Source organism: Vulcanococcus limneticus LL (assembly GCF_943369875.1).
Taxonomy (GTDB): domain Bacteria; phylum Cyanobacteriota; class Cyanobacteriia; order PCC-6307; family Cyanobiaceae; genus Vulcanococcus; species Vulcanococcus limneticus_A.
In genome coordinates this window covers 490,623-509,295 of the sequence record NZ_CALROT020000001.1, presented here as the reverse complement: position 1 = coordinate 509,295, position 18,673 = coordinate 490,623, and the positions used below count along the sequence as shown (strand labels likewise).

Annotated in this window: 17 protein-coding genes; 10 read left to right on the top strand and 7 right to left on the bottom strand. The window is 71.8% G+C overall.

Annotated elements, in window-relative coordinates; genetic code table 11:
• Together arsJ and arsS are read left to right on the top strand one after the other, a co-directional pair.
• The gene (gene arsJ / locus ACLV7J_RS02465) at nucleotides 1-1,296 is read left to right on the top strand and encodes an organoarsenical effux MFS transporter ArsJ (RefSeq protein WP_411867525.1); all 1,296 of its coding nucleotides are present in this window, start codon (nucleotides 1-3) and stop codon (nucleotides 1,294-1,296) included.
• 90 nt (nucleotides 1,297-1,386) lie between these two features.
• Nucleotides 1,387-2,370, top strand: coding sequence for an arsenosugar biosynthesis radical SAM (seleno)protein ArsS (arsS, locus tag ACLV7J_RS02460; protein WP_411867524.1), 984 nt, complete (start codon nucleotides 1,387-1,389; stop codon nucleotides 2,368-2,370).
• Nucleotides 2,371-2,430: 60 nt separating this feature from the next.
• Here arsS and ACLV7J_RS02455 read toward each other — a convergent pair whose 3' ends face one another.
• Nucleotides 2,431-3,096, bottom strand: a complete 666-nt coding sequence (locus ACLV7J_RS02455; protein WP_411867523.1) for a TIGR04282 family arsenosugar biosynthesis glycosyltransferase — start codon at nucleotides 3,094-3,096, stop codon at nucleotides 2,431-2,433.
• Nucleotides 3,097-3,165: 69 nt separating this feature from the next.
• Here ACLV7J_RS02455 and ACLV7J_RS02450 point away from each other — a divergent pair, with 69 nt between their 5' ends.
• Nucleotides 3,166-4,218, top strand: a complete 1,053-nt coding sequence (locus ACLV7J_RS02450; protein ID WP_411867522.1) for a methyltransferase domain-containing protein — start codon at nucleotides 3,166-3,168, stop codon at nucleotides 4,216-4,218.
• A 7-nt stretch (nucleotides 4,219-4,225) separates the two neighbouring features.
• Here ACLV7J_RS02450 and ACLV7J_RS02445 read toward each other — a convergent pair whose 3' ends face one another.
• Nucleotides 4,226-5,569 (bottom strand): TIGR04283 family arsenosugar biosynthesis glycosyltransferase, encoded by a 1,344-nt coding sequence (locus ACLV7J_RS02445; RefSeq protein ID WP_411867588.1) that lies wholly within the window; start codon nucleotides 5,567-5,569, stop codon nucleotides 4,226-4,228.
• 264 nt (nucleotides 5,570-5,833) lie between these two features.
• Here ACLV7J_RS02445 and ACLV7J_RS02440 point away from each other — a divergent pair, with 264 nt between their 5' ends.
• Complete coding sequence (locus tag ACLV7J_RS02440) at nucleotides 5,834-7,147, top strand: glycoside hydrolase family 10 protein (RefSeq protein ID WP_411867521.1); 1,314 nt, start codon at nucleotides 5,834-5,836, stop codon at nucleotides 7,145-7,147.
• Here the strand turns inward: ACLV7J_RS02440 and ACLV7J_RS02435 are convergent.
• Nucleotides 7,124-7,549 carry a FluC/FEX family fluoride channel gene (locus ACLV7J_RS02435; protein WP_411867520.1) on the bottom strand — a complete coding sequence of 142 codons (426 nt, stop codon included), beginning with the start codon at nucleotides 7,547-7,549 and terminating at the stop codon, nucleotides 7,124-7,126. The two genes, ACLV7J_RS02440 and ACLV7J_RS02435, sit on opposite strands and share 24 nt — an antisense overlap.
• A complete protein-coding gene (locus ACLV7J_RS02430) occupies nucleotides 7,546-7,926 on the bottom strand; it encodes a FluC/FEX family fluoride channel (protein ID WP_411867587.1) in 381 nt (126 codons plus the stop codon). Before ACLV7J_RS02430 ends, ACLV7J_RS02435 begins: the two co-directional genes overlap by 4 nt.
• Before the next feature lie 320 nt (nucleotides 7,927-8,246).
• Between ACLV7J_RS02430 and ACLV7J_RS02425 the strand changes: the two genes are divergently transcribed.
• Entirely contained in the window at nucleotides 8,247-9,413 is a 1,167-nt protein-coding gene (locus ACLV7J_RS02425) for a YeeE/YedE family protein (RefSeq protein WP_411867519.1), read from the top strand.
• A 6-nt stretch (nucleotides 9,414-9,419) separates the two neighbouring features.
• Here the strand turns inward: ACLV7J_RS02425 and ACLV7J_RS02420 are convergent, their stop codons facing one another.
• Both ACLV7J_RS02420 and ACLV7J_RS02415 read right to left on the bottom strand, forming a co-directional pair.
• Nucleotides 9,420-10,127 (bottom strand): DUF4079 domain-containing protein, encoded by a 708-nt coding sequence (locus ACLV7J_RS02420; RefSeq protein ID WP_411867518.1) that lies wholly within the window; start codon nucleotides 10,125-10,127, stop codon nucleotides 9,420-9,422.
• 85 nt (nucleotides 10,128-10,212) lie between these two features.
• Complete coding sequence (locus ACLV7J_RS02415; protein ID WP_411867517.1) at nucleotides 10,213-10,449, bottom strand: hypothetical protein; 237 nt, start codon at nucleotides 10,447-10,449, stop codon at nucleotides 10,213-10,215.
• A 202-nt stretch (nucleotides 10,450-10,651) separates the two neighbouring features.
• Here ACLV7J_RS02415 and ACLV7J_RS02410 point away from each other — a divergent pair, with 202 nt between their 5' ends.
• Both ACLV7J_RS02410 and ACLV7J_RS02405 read left to right on the top strand, forming a co-directional pair.
• Nucleotides 10,652-11,128 (top strand): PilZ domain-containing protein, encoded by a 477-nt coding sequence (locus ACLV7J_RS02410; protein ID WP_411867516.1) that lies wholly within the window; start codon nucleotides 10,652-10,654, stop codon nucleotides 11,126-11,128.
• A 26-nt stretch (nucleotides 11,129-11,154) separates the two neighbouring features.
• Nucleotides 11,155-11,568 (top strand): hypothetical protein, encoded by a 414-nt coding sequence (locus tag ACLV7J_RS02405; RefSeq protein ID WP_411867515.1) that lies wholly within the window; start codon nucleotides 11,155-11,157, stop codon nucleotides 11,566-11,568.
• 31 nt (nucleotides 11,569-11,599) lie between these two features.
• Here ACLV7J_RS02405 and ACLV7J_RS02400 read toward each other — a convergent pair whose 3' ends face one another.
• Nucleotides 11,600-12,661, bottom strand: a complete 1,062-nt coding sequence (locus ACLV7J_RS02400) for a helix-turn-helix transcriptional regulator (RefSeq protein ID WP_411867514.1) — start codon at nucleotides 12,659-12,661, stop codon at nucleotides 11,600-11,602.
• A 203-nt stretch (nucleotides 12,662-12,864) separates the two neighbouring features.
• Between ACLV7J_RS02400 and ACLV7J_RS02395 the strand changes: the two genes are divergently transcribed.
• The 3 genes from ACLV7J_RS02395 (at nucleotide 12,865) to htpG (ending at nucleotide 18,662) form a co-directional block, all read left to right on the top strand.
• Entirely contained in the window at nucleotides 12,865-15,414 is a 2,550-nt protein-coding gene (locus ACLV7J_RS02395) for a CheR family methyltransferase (RefSeq protein ID WP_411867513.1), read from the top strand.
• A 323-nt stretch (nucleotides 15,415-15,737) separates the two neighbouring features.
• Nucleotides 15,738-16,616 carry a sigma-70 family RNA polymerase sigma factor gene (locus ACLV7J_RS02390; RefSeq protein ID WP_411867512.1) on the top strand — a complete coding sequence of 293 codons (879 nt, stop codon included), beginning with the start codon at nucleotides 15,738-15,740 and terminating at the stop codon, nucleotides 16,614-16,616.
• Nucleotides 16,617-16,739: 123 nt separating this feature from the next.
• Nucleotides 16,740-18,662, top strand: coding sequence for a molecular chaperone HtpG (gene htpG / locus ACLV7J_RS02385; protein WP_411867511.1), 1,923 nt, complete (start codon nucleotides 16,740-16,742; stop codon nucleotides 18,660-18,662).
• Nucleotides 18,663-18,673: the final 11 nt, after the last annotated feature.

The following is an 18,673-nucleotide window of genomic DNA, read 5'->3' as shown; positions in this document are numbered from 1 at the left end:
ATGGATCAGAGCACACCTCGCCGCGAACCGCGCGGCAGCCGGCGCCTGCCGCTGTCGGCGCTGCAGCAGTACATGGTGGTGACCGGCGCCTACTGGGCCTTCACGCTCACCGATGGCGCCCTGCGCATGCTGGTGGTGTTCCACTTCCACCAGCTCGGCTACTCCACCCTGGAGATCGCCGCCCTGTTTCTGTTCTACGAGTTCTTCGGCATCCTCACCAACCTCACCGGCGGCTGGCTGGGGGCCCGCTTCGGCCTGCGGCTCACCCTCTGGGCCGGGATGGTGCTGCAGATCGTGGCCCTGCTGATGCTGGTGCCCGTCTCGGCCAGCTGGCCCAGGCTGGCGTCGGTGGCGTATGTGATGGCGGCCCAGGCCCTCAGTGGCATCGCCAAGGACCTCAACAAGATGAGCGCCAAGAGCGCCATCAAGACGGTGGTGCCCCAGGTGCCGGGTGAGGAGCAGCAAAGCGAGCAGCGGCTGTTCCGCTGGGTGGCGATCCTCACCGGCTCCAAGAACGCGCTCAAGGGGGTGGGCTTCTTCCTCGGCGGCGTGCTGCTGGCCAGCCTCGGCTTCGCGGGCTCCGTGGCGGCCCTGGCGGCAGGACTGGCCATCGCCCTGCTCGCCACCCTGGTGCTGCCGGGGGAGATCGGCCGGATGAAGCAGAAACCCGGATTCGCCTCTGTGTTCTCCAAGAGCGAAGGGATCAACGTGCTCTCCCTGGCGCGCTTCTTCCTGTTCGGCGCCCGGGATGTGTGGTTCGTGGTGGCGCTGCCGGTGTTTCTGGAGGCCACCCTGGGCTGGCGGTTCTGGGAAGTGGGCGGCTTCCTGGGCCTGTGGGTGATCGGCTACGGAATCGTGCAGGGATCCGCCCCGGCCCTGCGCCGCGCCTGGGGTCAGACGGCACCGCCGGGGCCTGCGGCCGTGCAGTTCTGGAGCGCGCTGCTCACGGCCATCCCGGCCCTGATCGCCGTGGCCCTCTGGCGCGAGGTGGCCCATCCAGGGGTGGCGATCGTGGTGGGTCTGGCGGCCTTCGGGGTGGTGTTCGCCATGAATTCCTCGATCCACAGCTATCTCGTGCTCGCCTACGCCGACAGCGAATCGGTGAGCCTGAACGTGGGCTTCTATTACATGGCCAATGCCGCCGGACGCCTGCTGGGCACGCTTCTCTCCGGGGGCGTGTATCTGCTCGGGGGGATGCAGGCCTGCCTGTGGTGCTCCGCCCTGCTGGTGGGCCTGTCGTACCTGAGCAGCCGGCGCCTGCCGGCTCCGGGACGGGAGGCCGCGAGCCCGGCCTGAGCGGGGCCCAGCCGCTGATCGCCATGATGGCCCCGGCCGGTGACGGTCCGCCGGCTGGGCCGGCGTCTGCAGCTGCGATCCGCCCCCGCGATGGTGTCTTCCCCTCCCCAGCCCGTCTCCCTGGATGAGCCTGGAGCGTCGGGAGAGCGGGGCGGGTTTCCGGCGATTCAGCGCACCGCCCTCACCACCCTGCAGGTGAACCTGGGCTACCAGTGCAACCAGGCCTGCAGCCACTGCCATGTGAACGCCAGCCCCAGCCGCACCGAGCGGATGGACGAGGCCACCCTCGCGCTGATCCCGGCGGTGCTGGAGGCGCGCCAGATCGGCACCCTGGATCTCACCGGCGGTGCCCCCGAACTGCACACCGGCTTCCGTGGGCTGGTGCGTGCCGCCCGCGGCCTGGGCGTGGAGGTGATCGATCGCTGCAACCTCACGATCCTGAGCGAACCCGGCCAGGAGGACCTGGCGGCCTTTCTGGCGGACCAGGGCGTCACGGTGGTGGCCTCGCTGCCCTGTTATCTGGAGGCCAACGTCGATCGCCAGCGCGGCGATGGCGTGTTTGCCCGCAGCATCGCCGGGCTGCAACGGCTCAACGCCCTCGGCTACGGCCAGCCGGATTCGGGGCTGGCGCTGCACCTCGTCTACAACCCCCAGGGGCCGGTGCTGCCCCCAGCCCAGGCCCAGCTGGAGGCCGACTACAAGCGGGTGCTCGCCGCCGAGTTCGGCATCGTCTTCAACCAGCTCTTCGCCCTGGCCAACATGCCGATCCAGCGCTTCAGCGCCGTGCTCCGGGCCAGCGGCCAGCTGGAGGGCTACCAGGCGCTGCTGCGGGCCAGCCACCGCCCGGCGAATCTGGAGCGGGTGATGTGCCGCTCGCTGATCAGCGTCGACTGGCAGGGGCAGCTGTTCGACTGCGACTTCAACCAGCAGCTGCAGCTGCCCCTGGCCGCTGGGCCTGCCCACCTGCGGGATCTGCTGCAGCGCGATCCGGCGGGCGAAGCGATCCGGGTGGCGGACCACTGCTTCGGCTGCACGGCGGGCAGCGGCTCCAGCTGCGGCGGTGCCCTGGGCTGAGGCTGGACCCGCGGCCGAGGCGGCGGGCGGGGTGTCCGGGGTACAGGGTGGATCGGGGGCTCAGCCCGGCGGACCGCCTGGCCCGCGCTCTGCCGCTACCCGGCGCCAGTGGTCGGCGAGCTGCCGCAGCTCACCCTCCAGGCTGGCGAGGTCGTCCGGCGTGTCGATGTCCACCAGGGGCGGTTGCTCCTGCCAGGAGCAACCGGCAGCGGCCAGACGCCGGCGCGTCTCGGCCAGCACCGCCGGCGTGCTCCAGGGCATAGCGGTGAACAGGCTGGGCTCGCAGCGCCGCAGCCCCAGCAGGGCGTAGCCCCCATCCCGCGTCGGCACCAGGGCCGCCTCGCGGCTGCGCAGCTGGGCGGCGGCGGTCTGCAGCTGGTGCACTCCCAAGCTGGGGCAGTCCATGCCGATCAGCAGCACGGCGTCACAGTGCTGCAGGGCGTGGCCAGCGGCCCGCGCCATGCGGGCGCCCAGATCCCCCTCCCCCTGGGCGCTCCAGCGCAGGCCCGGCGGCAACTGCAGCTGCTCCCAGATGGGCAGCTGCAGGGCGGGAGCCACACACAGCTCCACCGGCCCCAGACCGGCCGCCACCGCCGTGGCCGCCGCCCGCTCGAGCATCGCGGCCGCCAGGGCTGCCGCCCCCTCCGCCCCCAGGGCGGGCATCAGGCGCGTCTTCACCTGGCCGAGCAGCGGCGCCTTGGCCATCAGGATCGTGCGGCAATCCAAGGGCGATCCAGACCCACGACCCGCCAGGCTGGCATGGGGATCCTTCCGCCCTGCGCTCCCGCCACCGCCATGACCAGCCTCACCAGCGCCGTTCAGGAGTACTACGGCTCCACCCTCACGGGCACCGCGGACCTGCGCACCAGCGCCTGCTGCGATGCCACCAGCGTGCCCGAGGCCCTCCGGCCCCTGCTGGCCCGCATCCACCCCGAGGTGCTGTCGCGCTACTACGGCTGCGGCCTGGTGGCACCGCCGTTGCTGCAGGGGGCCCGGGTGCTGGATCTGGGCTGCGGCAGCGGCCGGGATGTCTACCTGCTCGCCCAGCTCGTGGGCGAAGGCGGCGAGGTGGTGGGCGTCGACATGACCGCCGAGCAGCTGGCGGTGGCCGAGCGGCACCGCGCCTTCCATGCCGAGCAGTTCGGCTATGCCAACGTGCGCTTCCTGGACGGTGCCATCGAGCGGCTGGAGGAGCTCGCTCTCGAACCCGCCAGCTTCGATCTGGTGATCTCCAACTGCGTTATCAACCTGTCGGTCGACAAGCTCGCCGTGCTGCAGGGTGTGCGGCGCCTGCTCAAGCCGGGCGGTGAGTTCTACTTCGCCGATGTCTACGCCGATCGCCGCATTCCCCAGGAGCTGCGCGACGATCCGGTGCTCTACGGCGAATGCCTGAGCGGCGCCCTCTACTGGAACGACTTCCTGCGGCTGGCGCGGCAGGCCGGCTTCGCCGATCCGCGGCTGGTGAGTGATCGCCCCCTGCAGGTGACCGATCCGGAGCTGGCTGCCCGCACCGGCACGATCGGCTTCCATTCCGCCACCTATCGCCTGTTCCACATCGACGCCCTGGAGGACGCCTGCGAGGACCACGGCCAGGCGGTGATCTACCGCGGCACGATTGCCGAGCACCCCCACCAGCTGCCCTTCGACAAGCACCACCTGATTGACACCGGCCGGGTGTTTCCGGTGTGCGGCAACACCTACCGCATGCTCGCCGAGAGCCGCTTCGCGAGCCATTTCAGCTTCATCGGCGACTTCAGCCAGCACTACGGCCTGTTCCCCGGCTGCGGCGGCTCCCTGCCGTTCGACACCACCACGGCCGAGGCCGCCGCAGGCGGCTCCTGCTGCTGAGCGGCCCTCAGCGGTAGAGGCGCACCAGGGTGGTGGCGGGCACGCCGAGCCAGTAGGCGAGCCGCAACCCCCACATCAGCAGGATGGTGCGCCAGACGCCGTGGCGTTCCCAGCGGCGCCCGGAGGTCAGCACCGGCGGCCGAAGGCAGACCGGGGGACCGAGGCGTTTGAGGCGGGCGGAGAGGGCGATGTCCTCCATCAGCGGCTGATCGGCGAAGCCGCCCGCTGTTTGATAGGCCTCGCGGGTCATGAACAGGGCCTGATCGCCGGTGGCGATGCCGCTGAGGCGGGAGCGCAGGTTGATGGCCCGGCTCACCACCGCCAGCAGACGCCGCTCACTGTCGATGCGCACGTCAAAGCGGCCCCAGCAGCGGGGACCCCGCAGACCCTGGCGCACCAGCTCCAGGGCGCCGTCGGGCAGGCGGGTGTCGGCGTGGAGGAACAGCAGGATCTCGCCCGTCGCCCGCTCGGCCCCGCACCGCAACTGGCCGCCGCGCCCCCGCGGCGCGGTGATCACCCGCAACCCGGCCCGCTCCAGCCGATCCACGGTGTCGTCAGTGCTGCCGCCATCCACCAGCAGCACCTCGGCGCCGCTGGCCTGCAGCGCCTGCCAGCGGGGGCTGAACCGCCGCACCGCCTCGGCCTCATTCAGCACCGGGATGATCACGCTGAGGCGTGGCTGGCGCCGCCGCCGTTCCGCCTGGATCTGGCCCTGGACCGCGGCCTGGATCACGGCCAGGTCCGCCGACCAGTCGATGGGGCGGGAGCTGGGGATCTCCAAGGCACGGTCCTCCAGGGCCGCCTCGCGGTCGCCCGCTGGGGCGTGGCGCTCCAGGCAGGCGTCGCGCTCGTGCAGCAGGACGGCGATCTCCTCCCGGTAGACGATCAGGAAGTGGGTGAGCCAGCGGCCCAGCAGGGGATCGGGCTGGCTCGGGGCCTGTTGCCGTGACGGGGTACCGGAGACGTCGGCGGCAGCCGAAGCAGTGGAGTCCGGACCAGACGATCCAGCTCCCGGAGACCCCGTCGATTCAGCAGCTCCAGCCAACGGGGTGCCCAGCGACCCATGGCGATCCGGCACCAGAAAGGTGAACCGCTCCAGGAGCGGGATCGTCTCGGCGGCCGGCATCCAGGCATCCGCCGCCACCCAGCGGTTGAGGGTGAAGAGGCCGATCGGCAGGCCCCTGGCATCCAGGCTGATGCCGATCAGGTGGGTGAGCTCTGCCCCTGGGGTGGCCGGCAGGAACAGGTGCAGGTGGCCGTGTTCGCCGCCATCGCGGTGGCAGTGGTAGTAGAACTGCGCGCCGGAAGCGGGATCGCGCCCATCGCCCTCGGGGTAGTGGCGCTGGGCCAGGATCGGCGCGCCACCCGTGAGCGCGACGACGACGGAGCCATGGCACTCGGTGAGCCGCAGCCAGAGCCGCAGGCTTCGGCAGGCCGCCCGGTAGCGCTGCAGCGCCCGTGGATCGAGGCCAGAGCCGGTCAGCGCCCTTGAGCATCAGGGGGCCAGGCTATCGGCCGCCGCACGGCACCTCAAGGACTGGGCGCTCGGGGGCTCGAGGCCAGGATTCCGCTCCCCAGCGTTAGCGTTCCGGCCCAGCCTTCAGCCGAGGCAGCCATGGCCCGCAGGGCTCGCCGGATCGCGGTGCTGATGCTCGTGGTGGGCTGGCTGCTGGCATTGCTTGTGCAGGTGCCCAGTGGCGTCCACGCCCAGCCTGGGCCAGCTCCCGCGGCCGCGGTGCCGGCCCAGGCCGCCCAGGCGATCGAGCGCACCGAACTGCGCGGCGTGTGGCTCACCGCCAACGACATGCCCACCCTGCGGGACCGCGAGCGCATGCAGGCGTCCGTGGCCCAGCTGGCCGCCCTGAACTTCAACACCCTCTATGCGGTGGCCTGGAACGGGGGGCACGCCTACTACCCCAGCCCCGTGAGCGAGGGGCGCGGGCTGCAGAGCTTCAGCTACCGCGGCCTGCAGGGCCAGGACGTGCTGGCCGAACTCGCGGACGCGGCCCACCAGCGCGGCCTGCTGCTGATTCCCTGGTTCGAGTTCGGCTTCATGACGCCCCCCGACGGCGACCTGGCCCGGCGCCATCCCGACTGGCTCACCCGCAAGCAGGACGGCGGCCTGACCTCGATCAGCGCCGCCGGGGAAGTGGCCTGGCTCAACCCCTTCCGGCCGGAGGTGCAGCAGCTGATCACCGACCTGGTGCTGGAGATGGTGGGCACATCGGACGGCGATGGCATCCAGTTCGACGACCACATGAGCCTGCCGCGGGACTTCGGCTACGACCCGTTCACCGTGGCGCTCTACACCAAGGAGACGGGCAAGCCGCCACCGGCCAACCCCGCCGATGCCGCCTGGATGCGCTGGCGCACCGAGCGGATCACCGCCTTCATGGCCCAGCTGAGCCAGGCAGTGAAGGCGCGCAAGCCCGGAGCGATCGTCTCCGTGTCGCCGAACTACTACGACTTCGCCCTCAAGCTGCAGCTGCAGGACTGGCTGACCTGGGTGCGGCGCGGCCTGGTGGATGAGCTGCTGATCCAGATCTACCGCCCGGATCTGGAGAGCTTCCTGCCCCAGCTCAGCCGGCCCGAGGTGCAGGAGAGCCAGCGGCGAATCCCCACGGCGATCGGCATCATGAGCGGCCAGCGCACCCGGCCGGCGCCGCTGGCGCTGGTCCAGGCCCAGGTGCAGGCCGCCCGCGAGCGCCAGCTCGGGGTGGCGTTCTTTTACCTGGAAAGTCTCTGGAACCTCGGCAGCGAGCCCCGCGAGGCCCGTCTGGCGGGGTTGGCCCAGCTGTTCGCCACGCCGGCCCGGCGCGAGCGCCCGACTGCCGCCGCAGCGCCCGGATCCCAAGCTCCGGAGAGCCTCGCTCCACCCCCGGCCCCACCTGCCGCCCCTCCGCCGTTACCGCCCCCGCCGGGCCCCTAGGCGCCGGCCGAGGGCCAAGCCCAGCACCACCAGGGCCAGGCCCACCCCCAGGCTCACCAGCAGCACCGCCAGGGCGGCCGGGGTGGAGCCGCGCCGCAGCGCCTCGGCCAGCTGCAGCATCCAGGAGGAGAAGGTGGTGAGCGAGCCGCAGAAGCCGATGCCGGCCCACAGGTAGAGCCGCTGGGATCCGGGCGGCTGGGCCGTGAGCACGCCGATCAACAGGCAGCCGATCAGGTTGGCGAGCAGATCTGCGGCGGTGAGGCCCCGCAGGCCGCCCACGGCGTGGTGGCCGATGTGCTCCAGCTGCCAGCGCAGCAGGGCGCCGGGGATGGCGCCGGCGGCTACGAGTACCAGGTCGCGCACCTCGCCCCGCAGCAGCGGCTTCCAGGGACCCGCGCTCATGGCTGCTCCCCCAGGGCCAGGCCGGCCGCCATCGCCGCCAGCCCCCCGGCCACCGAGCCCCCCGCCAGCAGACCCGCCTCGCGCCAGTGGCGAGCCGCCAGGACCGCGCGCAGTTCGGCCATGAAGGTGGAGAAGGTGCTGAAGCTGCCCAGAAAGCCCGTGCCGAGCAGCAGCATCACCCGCTGACCCGGGCCGCAGCTGCGCTCGAGGCCCACCAGCAGACCCAGGGCAAAGCAGGCGATCACGTTCACCCCGAAGGTGCCCCAGTGCTTGCGGGGCAGCATCGGCTCGAAGTGGTTCACCACCCGGAAGCGCAGCCAGGCCCCGGGCACGGCCCCCAGCGCCACCAGCAGCGGATCGGAACTGGCCATCGGCATCCGCACGGATGAACCCCGGTAGTTTCGACGCCCGCCGCTGAGGCCCCCAGGACCTCCAGCGATGACCTCACGGCGGTCAGGGCTGACTCGCCCCGGCGAGCCAGACCCGGACGGCTCCGCCACCACCCCTGACGCCGTCCAGCATGACCCTGAGGGGCTCTCAGTCCGCCGCCGGCAACAAGGGACAAAGCCCCTGATTGCGACGCTTCAGCTCACTCGGACACAGCGCACATGTCCTCATCGGTGCAACGCTGAGGCGGGTCATTGGAGCCCAAAGCTGGTCACGACCTGGCCTAACTTGCTGCAAACACGCCGCTCCAATGGCCCCAGCCCAGCCCCTGGCCGCGATCCGTCCAGCTCCCCAGAACCGAACGCTCACGGTGCTGCTGGCCCTGGTGGCCGCCCTGGTGGTGGGCGTGGCGGGCTACGGCTGGCGCCAGAGCGCCCTGGCCCTGGTGGGTGTGCTGTTCGGGATCAGCCTCTACCACGCCAGTTTCGGCTTTGCCTCCTCCTACCGGCAGCTGCTGCTGCGCGGGGACGGCCGCGGGGTGCTGGCCCAGGTGCTGATGCTCAGCCTGGCCACCCTGCTGTTCGCCCCGCTGCTGATCTCCGGGGTGGGACGCGGCGCCGTGGCGCCGCTGGCCCTGCAGGCCGTGATCGGCGCCTTCGTGTTCGGGATCGGCATGCAGCTGGGCAGCGGCTGCGCCTGCGGCACCCTCTACACGATCGGTGGGGGCAGCGCCATGATGCTGCTCACCCTGGTGAGTTTCTCGGGCGGCTCCTTCGCCGCCAGCCTCAGCAGCCAGCCCTGGTCGGTGCTGCCGCGGCTCGAGCCCGTGTCGCTGGTGCAGCTGTGGGGCTGGGGCGGCGCGGGCCTGCAGCTGCTGGTACTCGCTGCCGTGGCCCTGGCGCTCTGGCGCTGGCAGCGGCCCCGGCTGGCGGAGGACGGCTTCTGGCCCAGGGCCACGGGCTGGCGCAGCCTGGCGGTGGGCCCCTGGTCGCTGGTGGGGGGAGCGGTGTCGCTGGCCCTGCTCAACAGCCTCACCGTGGTGCTGGCGGGGCGACCCTGGGGCGTCACCCGGGGCTTCACCCTCTGGGCCGCCAAGCTGGCCACCCTGCTGGGCTGGAACCCCGACACCAGTCCGCTCTGGAGCCAGGGCCCCCTCGCCGCCTCCCTGCGGGCCAGCCTGTTCGCCGACGTGACCTCGGTGATGAACCTGGGCATCGTGCTGGGCGCCGCCACTGCGGCGGCCCTGGCGGGGCGGCTGAGCGTGCGCACGCCGCCCTCGGCGGCGGCCTGGCTGGCGGCGCTGCTGGGCGGGCTGATGATGGGCTACGGCGCCTGGCTGGCCTTCGGCTGCAACGTGGGCGCCTACTTCAGCGGCATCGCCTCCACGAGCCTGCACGGCTGGCTGTGGATCGGCTTTGCGCTGCTGGGCACGGCGGTGGGGGTGCGGCTGCGCCCCTGGTTCGGCCTGCCCAGCTGAGGGGCCTCAGGATTGGGGCGGCTGGGGCGCCGGGCACTGCTGCGTCTCGAAGTTGCAGCTGTAGACGGCCGGCTTCTGCCAGTTCAGCGGAATCTCCAGCAGGTCCCGTGGGCCGCTGATGCCCTGGGCCAGGAACACCACGGCGGCGAGCACGTTGGCGCTCACATGCAGGCGGCGCCAGCGCAGGCTGCGGTGGATCTCCGGCTTCGAAGCCAGCGAGAGCAGCAGCAGGCCACAGAGGCCGATGCCGCCCCAGAAGTGCGACTGCCAGAAGGTGAGCTGGAGGGGGTTGTCGCTGAGGCGGTAGACCTCGCCCTGCAGGCCCAGGCCGATCAGGCCCGCCCAGGTGAGCAGGGCGAAGCTGGCACGGTAGGCCGCATCGCGGGCCCGCCACAGGGCAGCGAAGGCGGCAGCCGTGCCCACCACCACCAGGCTCAGCAGTCCGAGCCGGCTGGAGCCGCCGGCGAACTCAGCCAGGGGCTTGCTGGTGCCGATCACCACCACCAGGGCCACCAGCACGCCGAGCACCACGGCGCCGCTGAGCAGACGGCCCAGGTCGGCATGGTGGCGGCCCACGCTGGCCGGATCCTTGCTGTGCTCCAGCCGGCGCCGGCGGGTCTGGAGCGCCAGGCGCAGCACCTGGCCCAGCAGGGGATAGATCACCACCACGGCCAGAACCGGGTGCAGCAGCCAGAGCCAGTCGACGGTCTGCATGGGGAGGGACGCGATCAGGACAACGCAGCGGGCGCCAGCGGCGCCGGGCGCTTAGTGGCGCCGGGCCATCAGCGGCGCCGAGCAATCAGTGGCCGCTGTGGGCACCGCAGCCGCCGGCCTGGCTGGAGGCGCCGCAACCGCCGGCCTCCGCTGCAGAGGCGGTGGGCTTGGCCGGGGCGGCCTTGGGCTTGCTGCCCTTGGCGGCCGGCGTGGTGGCCTTGCCACTGGCGGAGCTCTGGGCCAGGGCTGGAGCCGCCACGGCGGCGCTGCTGATCACGGCGGCGGCCAGGCCGCGGGCGAGCCGGTCGGACAGGGAGGGCATGGGGGCGAAACCAACGAGAAGACGGGACGACACCGGCCGTGTCGAGGGCAGCGGCCGTGCACTGCGCCCCAGAATGGCGCCCACGGGGCCGATCCGGTGCAGCGCGCACGAGAGACGCCGCTGAACCCAACGCTCGACTGGCCTGCCCGGGCTTGACTGGGCCCGCAGCTTCGACAACCCTCCAGGCATCGGCGAGACACGGGTGGATTGGATCGGGCGGATTGGCGACGCCTTCGGAGCCCTCGGGCGGGCCATCGCAGCCCTGGGCCGCTGGCTCGCCGGCCTGATCGGCTGGGGCGCACCGGCCCGCCAGGCCACGGCCCGGGTGGGGACCTCGGGCCGCGCCCAGCGCAAGGCCCGGGGCACCGTGATGGTGAATCCGCCGGCGGGGGAGCTCACCGACCTCCAGGGGGGCCTCTGGCGGGTGGTGCTCTGGGACGTAAGTGAGTCGGGGATCTGCGTGGCGATCCGCGGGCGCCAGCCCGACCTGCGGCGTGGAGCGGCGATGAGCCTGCGGCTGCACGACCCGGTGACGGCGATCACGGGGCGCTTCCGCATGGAGCTGATGTGGACCAAGATCGAGGGCCAGGACCTCTATCTGGGCCTCAAGCTGCGCAAGGGCTCGGCGCCGATCCGCAGCAGCTTCCTGCACCGTTACCTGCCCCGTGGGAACTCCTAGGCTCAGCTCACCCCCCCACCGGATTGATGGCTGACGGGAAACGCGCTGCCGATCCCCGGCCCACGCCAGGGGCAGGACGGATCCCGCGCCACGAGCTGCGCACCGTGATGCCCTTTCCCTCCGGCGCGATCCGGGTGGAGATCACGCCTCCCAACGGCGACGCCGTTCTGCACGGCAACCTCTGGGACCTGACCCATGACGGCTGCTGCGTGGTGGTGGACGGCCTGGCCGACGAGCTGGTCGACAGCACCTGCGGGCTGAGGCTCAAGGATCCCGCTTCAGGCTCCACCCTCGAGGCCGTGGCCCTGCTCGAGTGGTGCGACGACACGATCAAGAACAGCTTCTGTGGCTTCCGCTTCGTGACGCCCGCGGTGTTGCCCCGCGGCACCTTCCTCGACGACTACCTGCCGGAACAACCCGGCCCGCCCCAGACCCCCTGACCGCGCGGTGCCGGTCGGTTCCTGACCGCGATCACCAGGTTTCCGGGGGCAGGCCGGCGCGGGCCTCCCGCAGCAGGTGGGACGGCTTGACGTGGAAGCGCTGCTGGAAATCCACGCTGAACAGGCTCATCGAGCGGTAGCCGCAGGAGGCGGCGATGCTTGCCACGCTGTCGCCGGGCTGGGGCTGCTGCAGGCGCTGGCGGGCCAGATCCAGCCGCTGGTTGCGGATCCACTGGCCGGCGGTGCAGCCCAGCCGCTTCTGGAAGGCGTACTGCAGGGCCCGCCGGGAGTAGAAGCTGTGGGCCTGCAGGCTCGCCAGATCGAGGGGCTGATCCAGGTTGGCGTTGATGAAGGCCAACAGCTCATCGAAGGCATCGAGTCCCTGGTCGGAGCGGCGCCTGAGCCGATCCAGGGGGCCATCGAGCCGCAGCTCCGGCAGCAGCATCGCCGCCATCACCCGGTAGATCTGCTCATCGAGCTGCAGGCGCTCCACCAGCAGCTGGCTGTAGACGCTGAGTCGCTCGGCCCGCTCCACCACCTGCCGCAGCATCTCCTGCAGCGGCGCCACGGCGGGGTCCGCCGGCGGCCAGGCCTGGCTGTGCTCCACCCGGTCGGCCCAGCCGGGCGGACTCTGGACCAGCCCGCCCATCTGCAGGGCCGTGTGCATCAACCGCTCCGGCTCCAGCTGCAGCGCCACCGTGCTCAGCAGGGTGTTCTCGCTGCTGGCGGCATCCCCCGAGAGCATCAGGCAGCCATTGGCCAGACAGGCCACGTCGCCGGCGGGCTGCCGGAAGGTCTGCTCGCCGGCGTAGCCGAGGATCAGGGTGAGGGCATGGTGCTCGGCGATCCAGAGGCGGGCGGGCGGCAGGATGCCGGCGCTCACGGCGATGCTGCCCAGGCGGCTGTGGTGGCCGTAGTGCCACCAGGGTTCCTGGTGACAGGCGGGCACCAGCCTGCGCAGCGGCAGCACCTGGCTGATCAGCTCCGTGCTCTGCTGCGGGTCTTCGATCAGCTGCAGGTGGCAGCGGAAGGGGTTGTCGAGCTCCGACGCCTGGGGATGGGCCTCAAAAGCGGCGGAGCTGGCCTCTGGCATCACCGGGGCGAGCGGGCAGGGCAGGATGCGGCCGCCGGCCCTGGAACCCTAGGAACAGCTGCCGGTGGCAGCCACGGCCCAGGGGCAGCGCCGCCGCAGAGGCGGGCCGATGACGGCCCATGGGGCCAAGCGGTGATGGAGCGGGGATGGAGAGGAGCCCCACAAGCTCACTAGCGTGGTTTGGGACGGCGATCGAGGGGCGCGTGACACGACGATCGACCCGGAGCCGTGGGACGGCCGACGGGCCACCGGCCATCGCCGCCGCCCTGCGGCACCTCCTCTCCCCGGGGGTGGACCTGGGCCTGGCGGACGCGCGCCTGCGGGTGTGGATGCCCGGCTGTGGCGGTGGCGTGGCGGTGTATGGCCTGGCGATGCAGCTCGCCGAACTGCTGGGCCATCCCACCGATCTGGTGGAGCGGCTGCGGATCTTCGCCACCGATCCGCTGGAGGCCAACCTGGTGCGCTGCCGCCGCGCCACCTACCCAGCGGCCGAGGCCGCCGCGCTGCCGGCCGAGGGGCGACGGCGCTACGGCAGCGAGGAGGAGCAGCAGCTGGTGATCGGCGATCCCCTGCGCCGCTGCGTGGTGTTCGCGCGCCATGCCCTGGCGGAGGACCCTTCCTTCCCCGACCTGGATCTGATCGTCTGCCGCCACCACCTCGACGGCCTGGCGGACCCCCTGCGGGAGCGGCTGCTGGACCAGTTCCGCTTCAGCCTGCAGCGCGGCGGCGTGCTGGTGCTGGCCGCAGGTGAGCGCCTTGGCGAGCCGCCGCGGGGCTTCGACGCCGTGGCCGGGAGTGCACAGACCTACCGGGTGGTAACCCACGCCAAGGGCCGCAGGCCGTCCCTCACTGCCCCCGCGGCCAGCCCAGCGCCGGAGCTAGCCATGCCCTCGCCGCTGGGGCGATCCTCCGTGGCGCCGTTCCGCGGCCTGGCGGCCCTGACGGCGCGGCCGTCTGGCAGCCAAGACGCCTCCGAAGCGGCAGGGTTGCAGCTGGCCCTGCTGGAGGCCGTGGTGCGCCTGGTGGGACCGGCGGCCCTGGTGGTGGGGCAGCAGCACGAGCTGGTGCAGGTGATCGGCGATGTGAGCCCCTACTGCCGCCTGCCCGAAGGGAGTGCCACCGCCGCCGCCGACGCCTACCTCCGCCCCGACCTGCAGCCGTTGGCGCGCTCGCTGCTGCTCCAGGCCCGCGCCCGGGGCGAGGGGGTCAGCGGCCTGGTGGGCTGCCGCGAGGAGTGCAGCCGAGAGGCGCTGAGCGCTGAGCCCGCGAGCCCACCCTCGCCCCTGCGGCTGAGCGTGCAGCCCTTACCCGTGGGCGAGCGCCAGTGGCTGCTGCTGAGCTTCCACCCCGACCCCGGCGCGGTTCCCATCCCCGTGGCCCCACCCATCGCCGACGGCGCTGAGGTGGCGCGGCTGGAGCAACAGCTGCTCGCCAGCCAGGACAGCCTGCGCCGTTCCCTGCAACAGCTCGAGCAGGCCCATGAAGACCTGCAGGCCCATGCGGAGGAGCTGCAGGCCTCCAGCGAAGAACTGCAGACCTCCCATGAGGAACTGGAGGCCGCCAACGAGCAGCTGCAGGCCGCCAATGCCGACCTGGGCCGCCTCAACGTCCACCTGCAGGGCCACAGCGGGGAGCTGGAGCGGCTCAACACCGACCTGCGCGGTCTCCTCCACTCCCTCAACCAGGGGATGGTGATCGTGGACGCCGAGCTGCGGGTGGTGCGCTATTCGCCCCTGGCGGTGCGGCTGTTCGGCCTGATCGAGGCGGACATCGGCCGGCCGCTGCTGGAGGTGCCCACGCGCCTGCCGCTGCCGGGGCTGCGCGAGGCGCTGCAGGCGGCGGTCGCCGGGGCGGAGCGGCGCAGCCTTGAGGCCAGCGGCGACGACGTGGTCTATCTGGTGCAGGTGCAGCGCCACCAGCAGGGCGACGGCCGGCGCCAGGGCGCCATCGTGACCCTCAGCGACATGAGTGAGCTGGCGGCCCTGCACGGCGCGGCGGAGGCCTCCCTGGCGGAATTCAGCGGCCTCACCGACGCCCTGGAGGCGGGGGTGTGGAAGCGCGACCACAGCCTGCGGCGCCTGCTCTACGCCAGCCGGCGCCTGGCGGCGATCACGGGCTGGGCGCCGCTGGAGCTCTGCAACCACCCCGAGCTGCTGGATGCGGCGATCCTGGAGGCCGACCGCCCGCGCGTGGCCGCCGCCCGGCAGGTGGGCCAGGGGGAGTGGTCGGTGCGGTATCGGCTGCGGGGGCGCGACGGCCGCCAGCTCTGGGTGCAGGAGTCGGCCCGGGTGGTGGGGCAGGAGGGCGAGCTGGTGGTGATGGGCACCCTGGCGGATGTGACGGATCTGGAGCAGCTCGGCCGCAGCCACGCCGAGCTGGCCGGCCGGCTGGACGCGTTACTGGCCACCCCCGGCCTGGCCGTGGCCTTCCTGGATCAGGACCTGCAGGTGCTGGCCGCCAGTGAGGGCTTCGGCGCCCTGGTGCGCCGCAGCCCGCGGGCGCTGGTCGGCATGGCCTACGGCCAGCTCACCTCCGCGGCGGACGACCAGCAGCTGCGGGCCAGCCTCGCGGCCCCCAGCTCCGGCGCCGCGACGCCCCCAGCCCTGCCCGCTGGCTGGAGTGCGCGGCGCCCTGCGCAGCTGCAGACCCACCAGGGCCCCGCGCGCGCTGTGGAGGTGCAGGTGTGCCCTTACCGCCGCCACGACGGCAGCACGGGCTACACCCTGCGGGTGGAGGCCAGTCGCCAGGGCTGAACGGCCACGCAGCGGGGCCTCGGACATGGCCGCGCCGCCCGGCCCCGTTCCCGCCATTGCAATGCGTGTAGCAGCCAGGCGCAATCGTGCCGCTGAGGTGCCCGATCGGCTGGAAACGCGTTCAGGCCCGGCCGCGCTTCGTACGGTGAGACAGGACGGCGCTCAGGGCTGAACGGACCCCTGAGATCACCCTGGTTCCCCTGTGATCCCTGTATCCAGCCGAAGGGCTGGGCGCCCGCCCCGTGGTGACGGGTGCGGAGCTTGGGCTGCGTCAGCTCCGATCAACCACTGCCGATGGATCCCTTGGACCGCCCAGCCCAGCCATGACGCGCCCCCATCGCGGTGAAGCCCTGCTCGACTACCTCAACCAGGCCGGCACCATCCCCCTGCTCACGGCCGCGGAGGAGCTGCACCTCGGCGCCATCGTGCAGGAGTGGCTCCAGCACCCCGAGCCACCGCCGGCCCTGCGGCGCCGCGGCACCCGCGCCCGCAACCGCATGGTGTCCGCGAACCTGCGGCTGGTGGTGATGGTGTGCCGCCGCTACCAGAACCGCATCAGCAGCCTCCAGCTCGACGTGCTCGACCTAATCCAGGCCGGCAACCTCGGGCTGATCCGCGCCGTGGAGCGCTACGACCCCAGCCGCGGCTACCGGCTCTCCACCTACGCCTTCTGGTGGATCGACCAGTCGGCGCGGCGCTGCATCAGTGAACTGGGGCGCGCCATCCGCCTGCCCACCCAGATGATCCAGCTGGCCTTCCGGGCCCAGCGACTGCAGGCCAGCTCGCCGCAGCGCCTGAGCCTCGGCGGCCTGGCCGAACGCCTGGGACAGGACGAGGCCCGCGTGACCACGGCCCTGCGCACCCTCGAGCTCTGCAGCACCGCCTCCCTCGACCGCAGCCTGGACGGGCTGGAGAACGGCGCCACCCTGCTCGACAGCATCCCGGATCCCCACAGCCCCGGGGTCAGCGACACCTACGCCTGGCTGCACGAGCAGCTGCGTGGCCTCGATCCGATCGACCAGCGGCTGCTGCAGCTGCGCTTCGGCAGCGACGAGGGCCACAGCCTGACGGAGACGGCCCAGGCCCTGGGCCTCAACAGGAACCAGGTGCAGAACGCCGAGCGCCGCAGCCTGCGGCGCCTGCGCCGGCGCCTGACCCCCATGCTCCATCCCCAGCCCAGGCCCTGTGGGGCCGCCGTGTAGGGCCCAGGGGGTTCGCGTCCGCCACCGCGTCCGCCACGCCGTGTTCGGAGACCCCTCCCTCGCCGCCGTTGAGGCGGGTCGCCCGCGGCCCCTACGGTCCCCCCAGATCCCACGAGAACTGCCATGGCGGTGCTGGAAGAACAGGGCCAGATCCAGATCCACACCGAGAACATCTTCCCGATCATCAAGAAGGCCGTCTATTCCGGCCACGAGGTGTTCCTGCGGGAATTGGTGAGCAACGGCGTCGATGCCATCAGCAAGCGGCGCATGGCCGCCATGGCCGGCGACTGCACGGAGGGCCCCGAAGGCCAGATCCAGATCCGCATCGACCGCGAGGCCAAGACCCTCACCATCTCCGACAACGGCATCGGGATGACGGCCGAGGAGGTGAAGCGCTACATCAACCAGGTGGCCTTCTCCAGCGCCGAAGACTTCCTGGAGAAGTACAAGCAGGAGAGCGACGCGATCATCGGCCACTTCGGCCTGGGCTTCTACTCCAGCTTCATGGTGGCCAAGCAGGTGGAGCTGGTGAGCCGCTCCGCCCGCGAGGGCAGCGAGGCCGTGCGCTGGAGCTGCGACGGCTCCCCCAACTTCAGCCTGGAGGGGGCCGAGCGCAGTGAGCCCGGCACCGATGTGATCCTGCACCTGATGGAGGAGGAACTCGAATACATCGAGCCCTCCCGCATCCGCACCCTGATCACCACCTACTGCGACTTCCTGCCGGTGGCGGTGCAGCTGGACGGTGAAACGGTGAACAAGCGGGAGGCCCCCTGGCGCCAGAGCCCCCGCGACCTCACCGACAACGACTACATCGAGCTCTACCGCTACCTCTACCCCTTCCAGGGCGACCCGCTGCTTTGGGTGCACCTCAACACCGACTACCCCTACAACCTGCAGGGCATCCTGTTCTTCCCCAAGTCCACCGGCCGTGCCGACTGGGAGAAGGGTGAGATCCGGCTCTACTGCAACAACGTGTTTGTGTCGGACTCGATCAAGGAGGTGGTGCCCCGCTACCTGCTGCCCCTGCGCGGCGTGATCGATTCGCCCGACATCCCCCTCAACGTGAGCCGCTCGGCCCTGCAGACCGACCGTCGCGTGCGCTCGATCGGCGGCTTCGTGGCCAAGAAGGTGGGCGACCGCCTCAAGCAGCTGCACCGGGACGAACCCAAGCGCTACGCCGAGATCTGGGAATCCCTGGCCCCCTTCATCAAGATCGGCGCCATGGAGGACGACAAGTTCGCCGAGCAGGTGGCCGATCTGGTGCTGTTCGGCACCACCGCCCCCGCCCAGGAGGGCGGCGAGGCCGAACTGGCCAACCCCGATCCGATCCCGGGCGAGGCCGGCAAGGCCTACACCACCCTGGCGGGCTACCGCAGCCGCCTGGAGGCCGCCAACGACAAGCGCATCCTCTACTGCACCGATGAGGCCGGCCAGGCCGGGGCCCTGGCGCTGTGGAAGGGGCAGGGGGCCGAGGTGCTGCTGGCCGACACCTTCATCGACACCCAGTTCATCCCCTGGCTGGAATACCGCCACAGCGAGCTGAAGTTCCAGCGGGTCGACAGCGAACTCGACGACTCGCTGCAGGAGCAGGAGAGCGAGCTGGCCGACGCCGACGGCAAGGACAGCTCCGAGAAGCTGCGGGATCTGTTCAAGGGCGCCCTGGCCGACGACAAGGTGACGATCCAGGTGCAGGCCCTCAAGGGCGACAACGCCCCCGCCGCCCTGATCCTGCTGCCCGAGCAGATGCGCCGCCTCAACGACATGGGTGCCCTGATGGAGCAGCGCCTGCCCGGCCTGCCCGACCACCACGTGCTGCTGGTGAACCGCAAGCACCCGCTGGTGGAGGGGCTGCTCAAGCTCTCGGCCGGATCGGTGATCACCGGTGCCGGCGCCAGCTCCCCCAGCCAGCAGCTGGCCGACGACCTCAGCCGCCACCTCTACGAGACGGCGCGGCTGGCCGTGGGCGGCCTGGAACCCAACCAGCTGGCCGGGTTCCAGCAGCGCAGTTGCGATCTGATGGGCAAGCTGATGGAGCGCGGCCTCTGATCGCTTGCCGG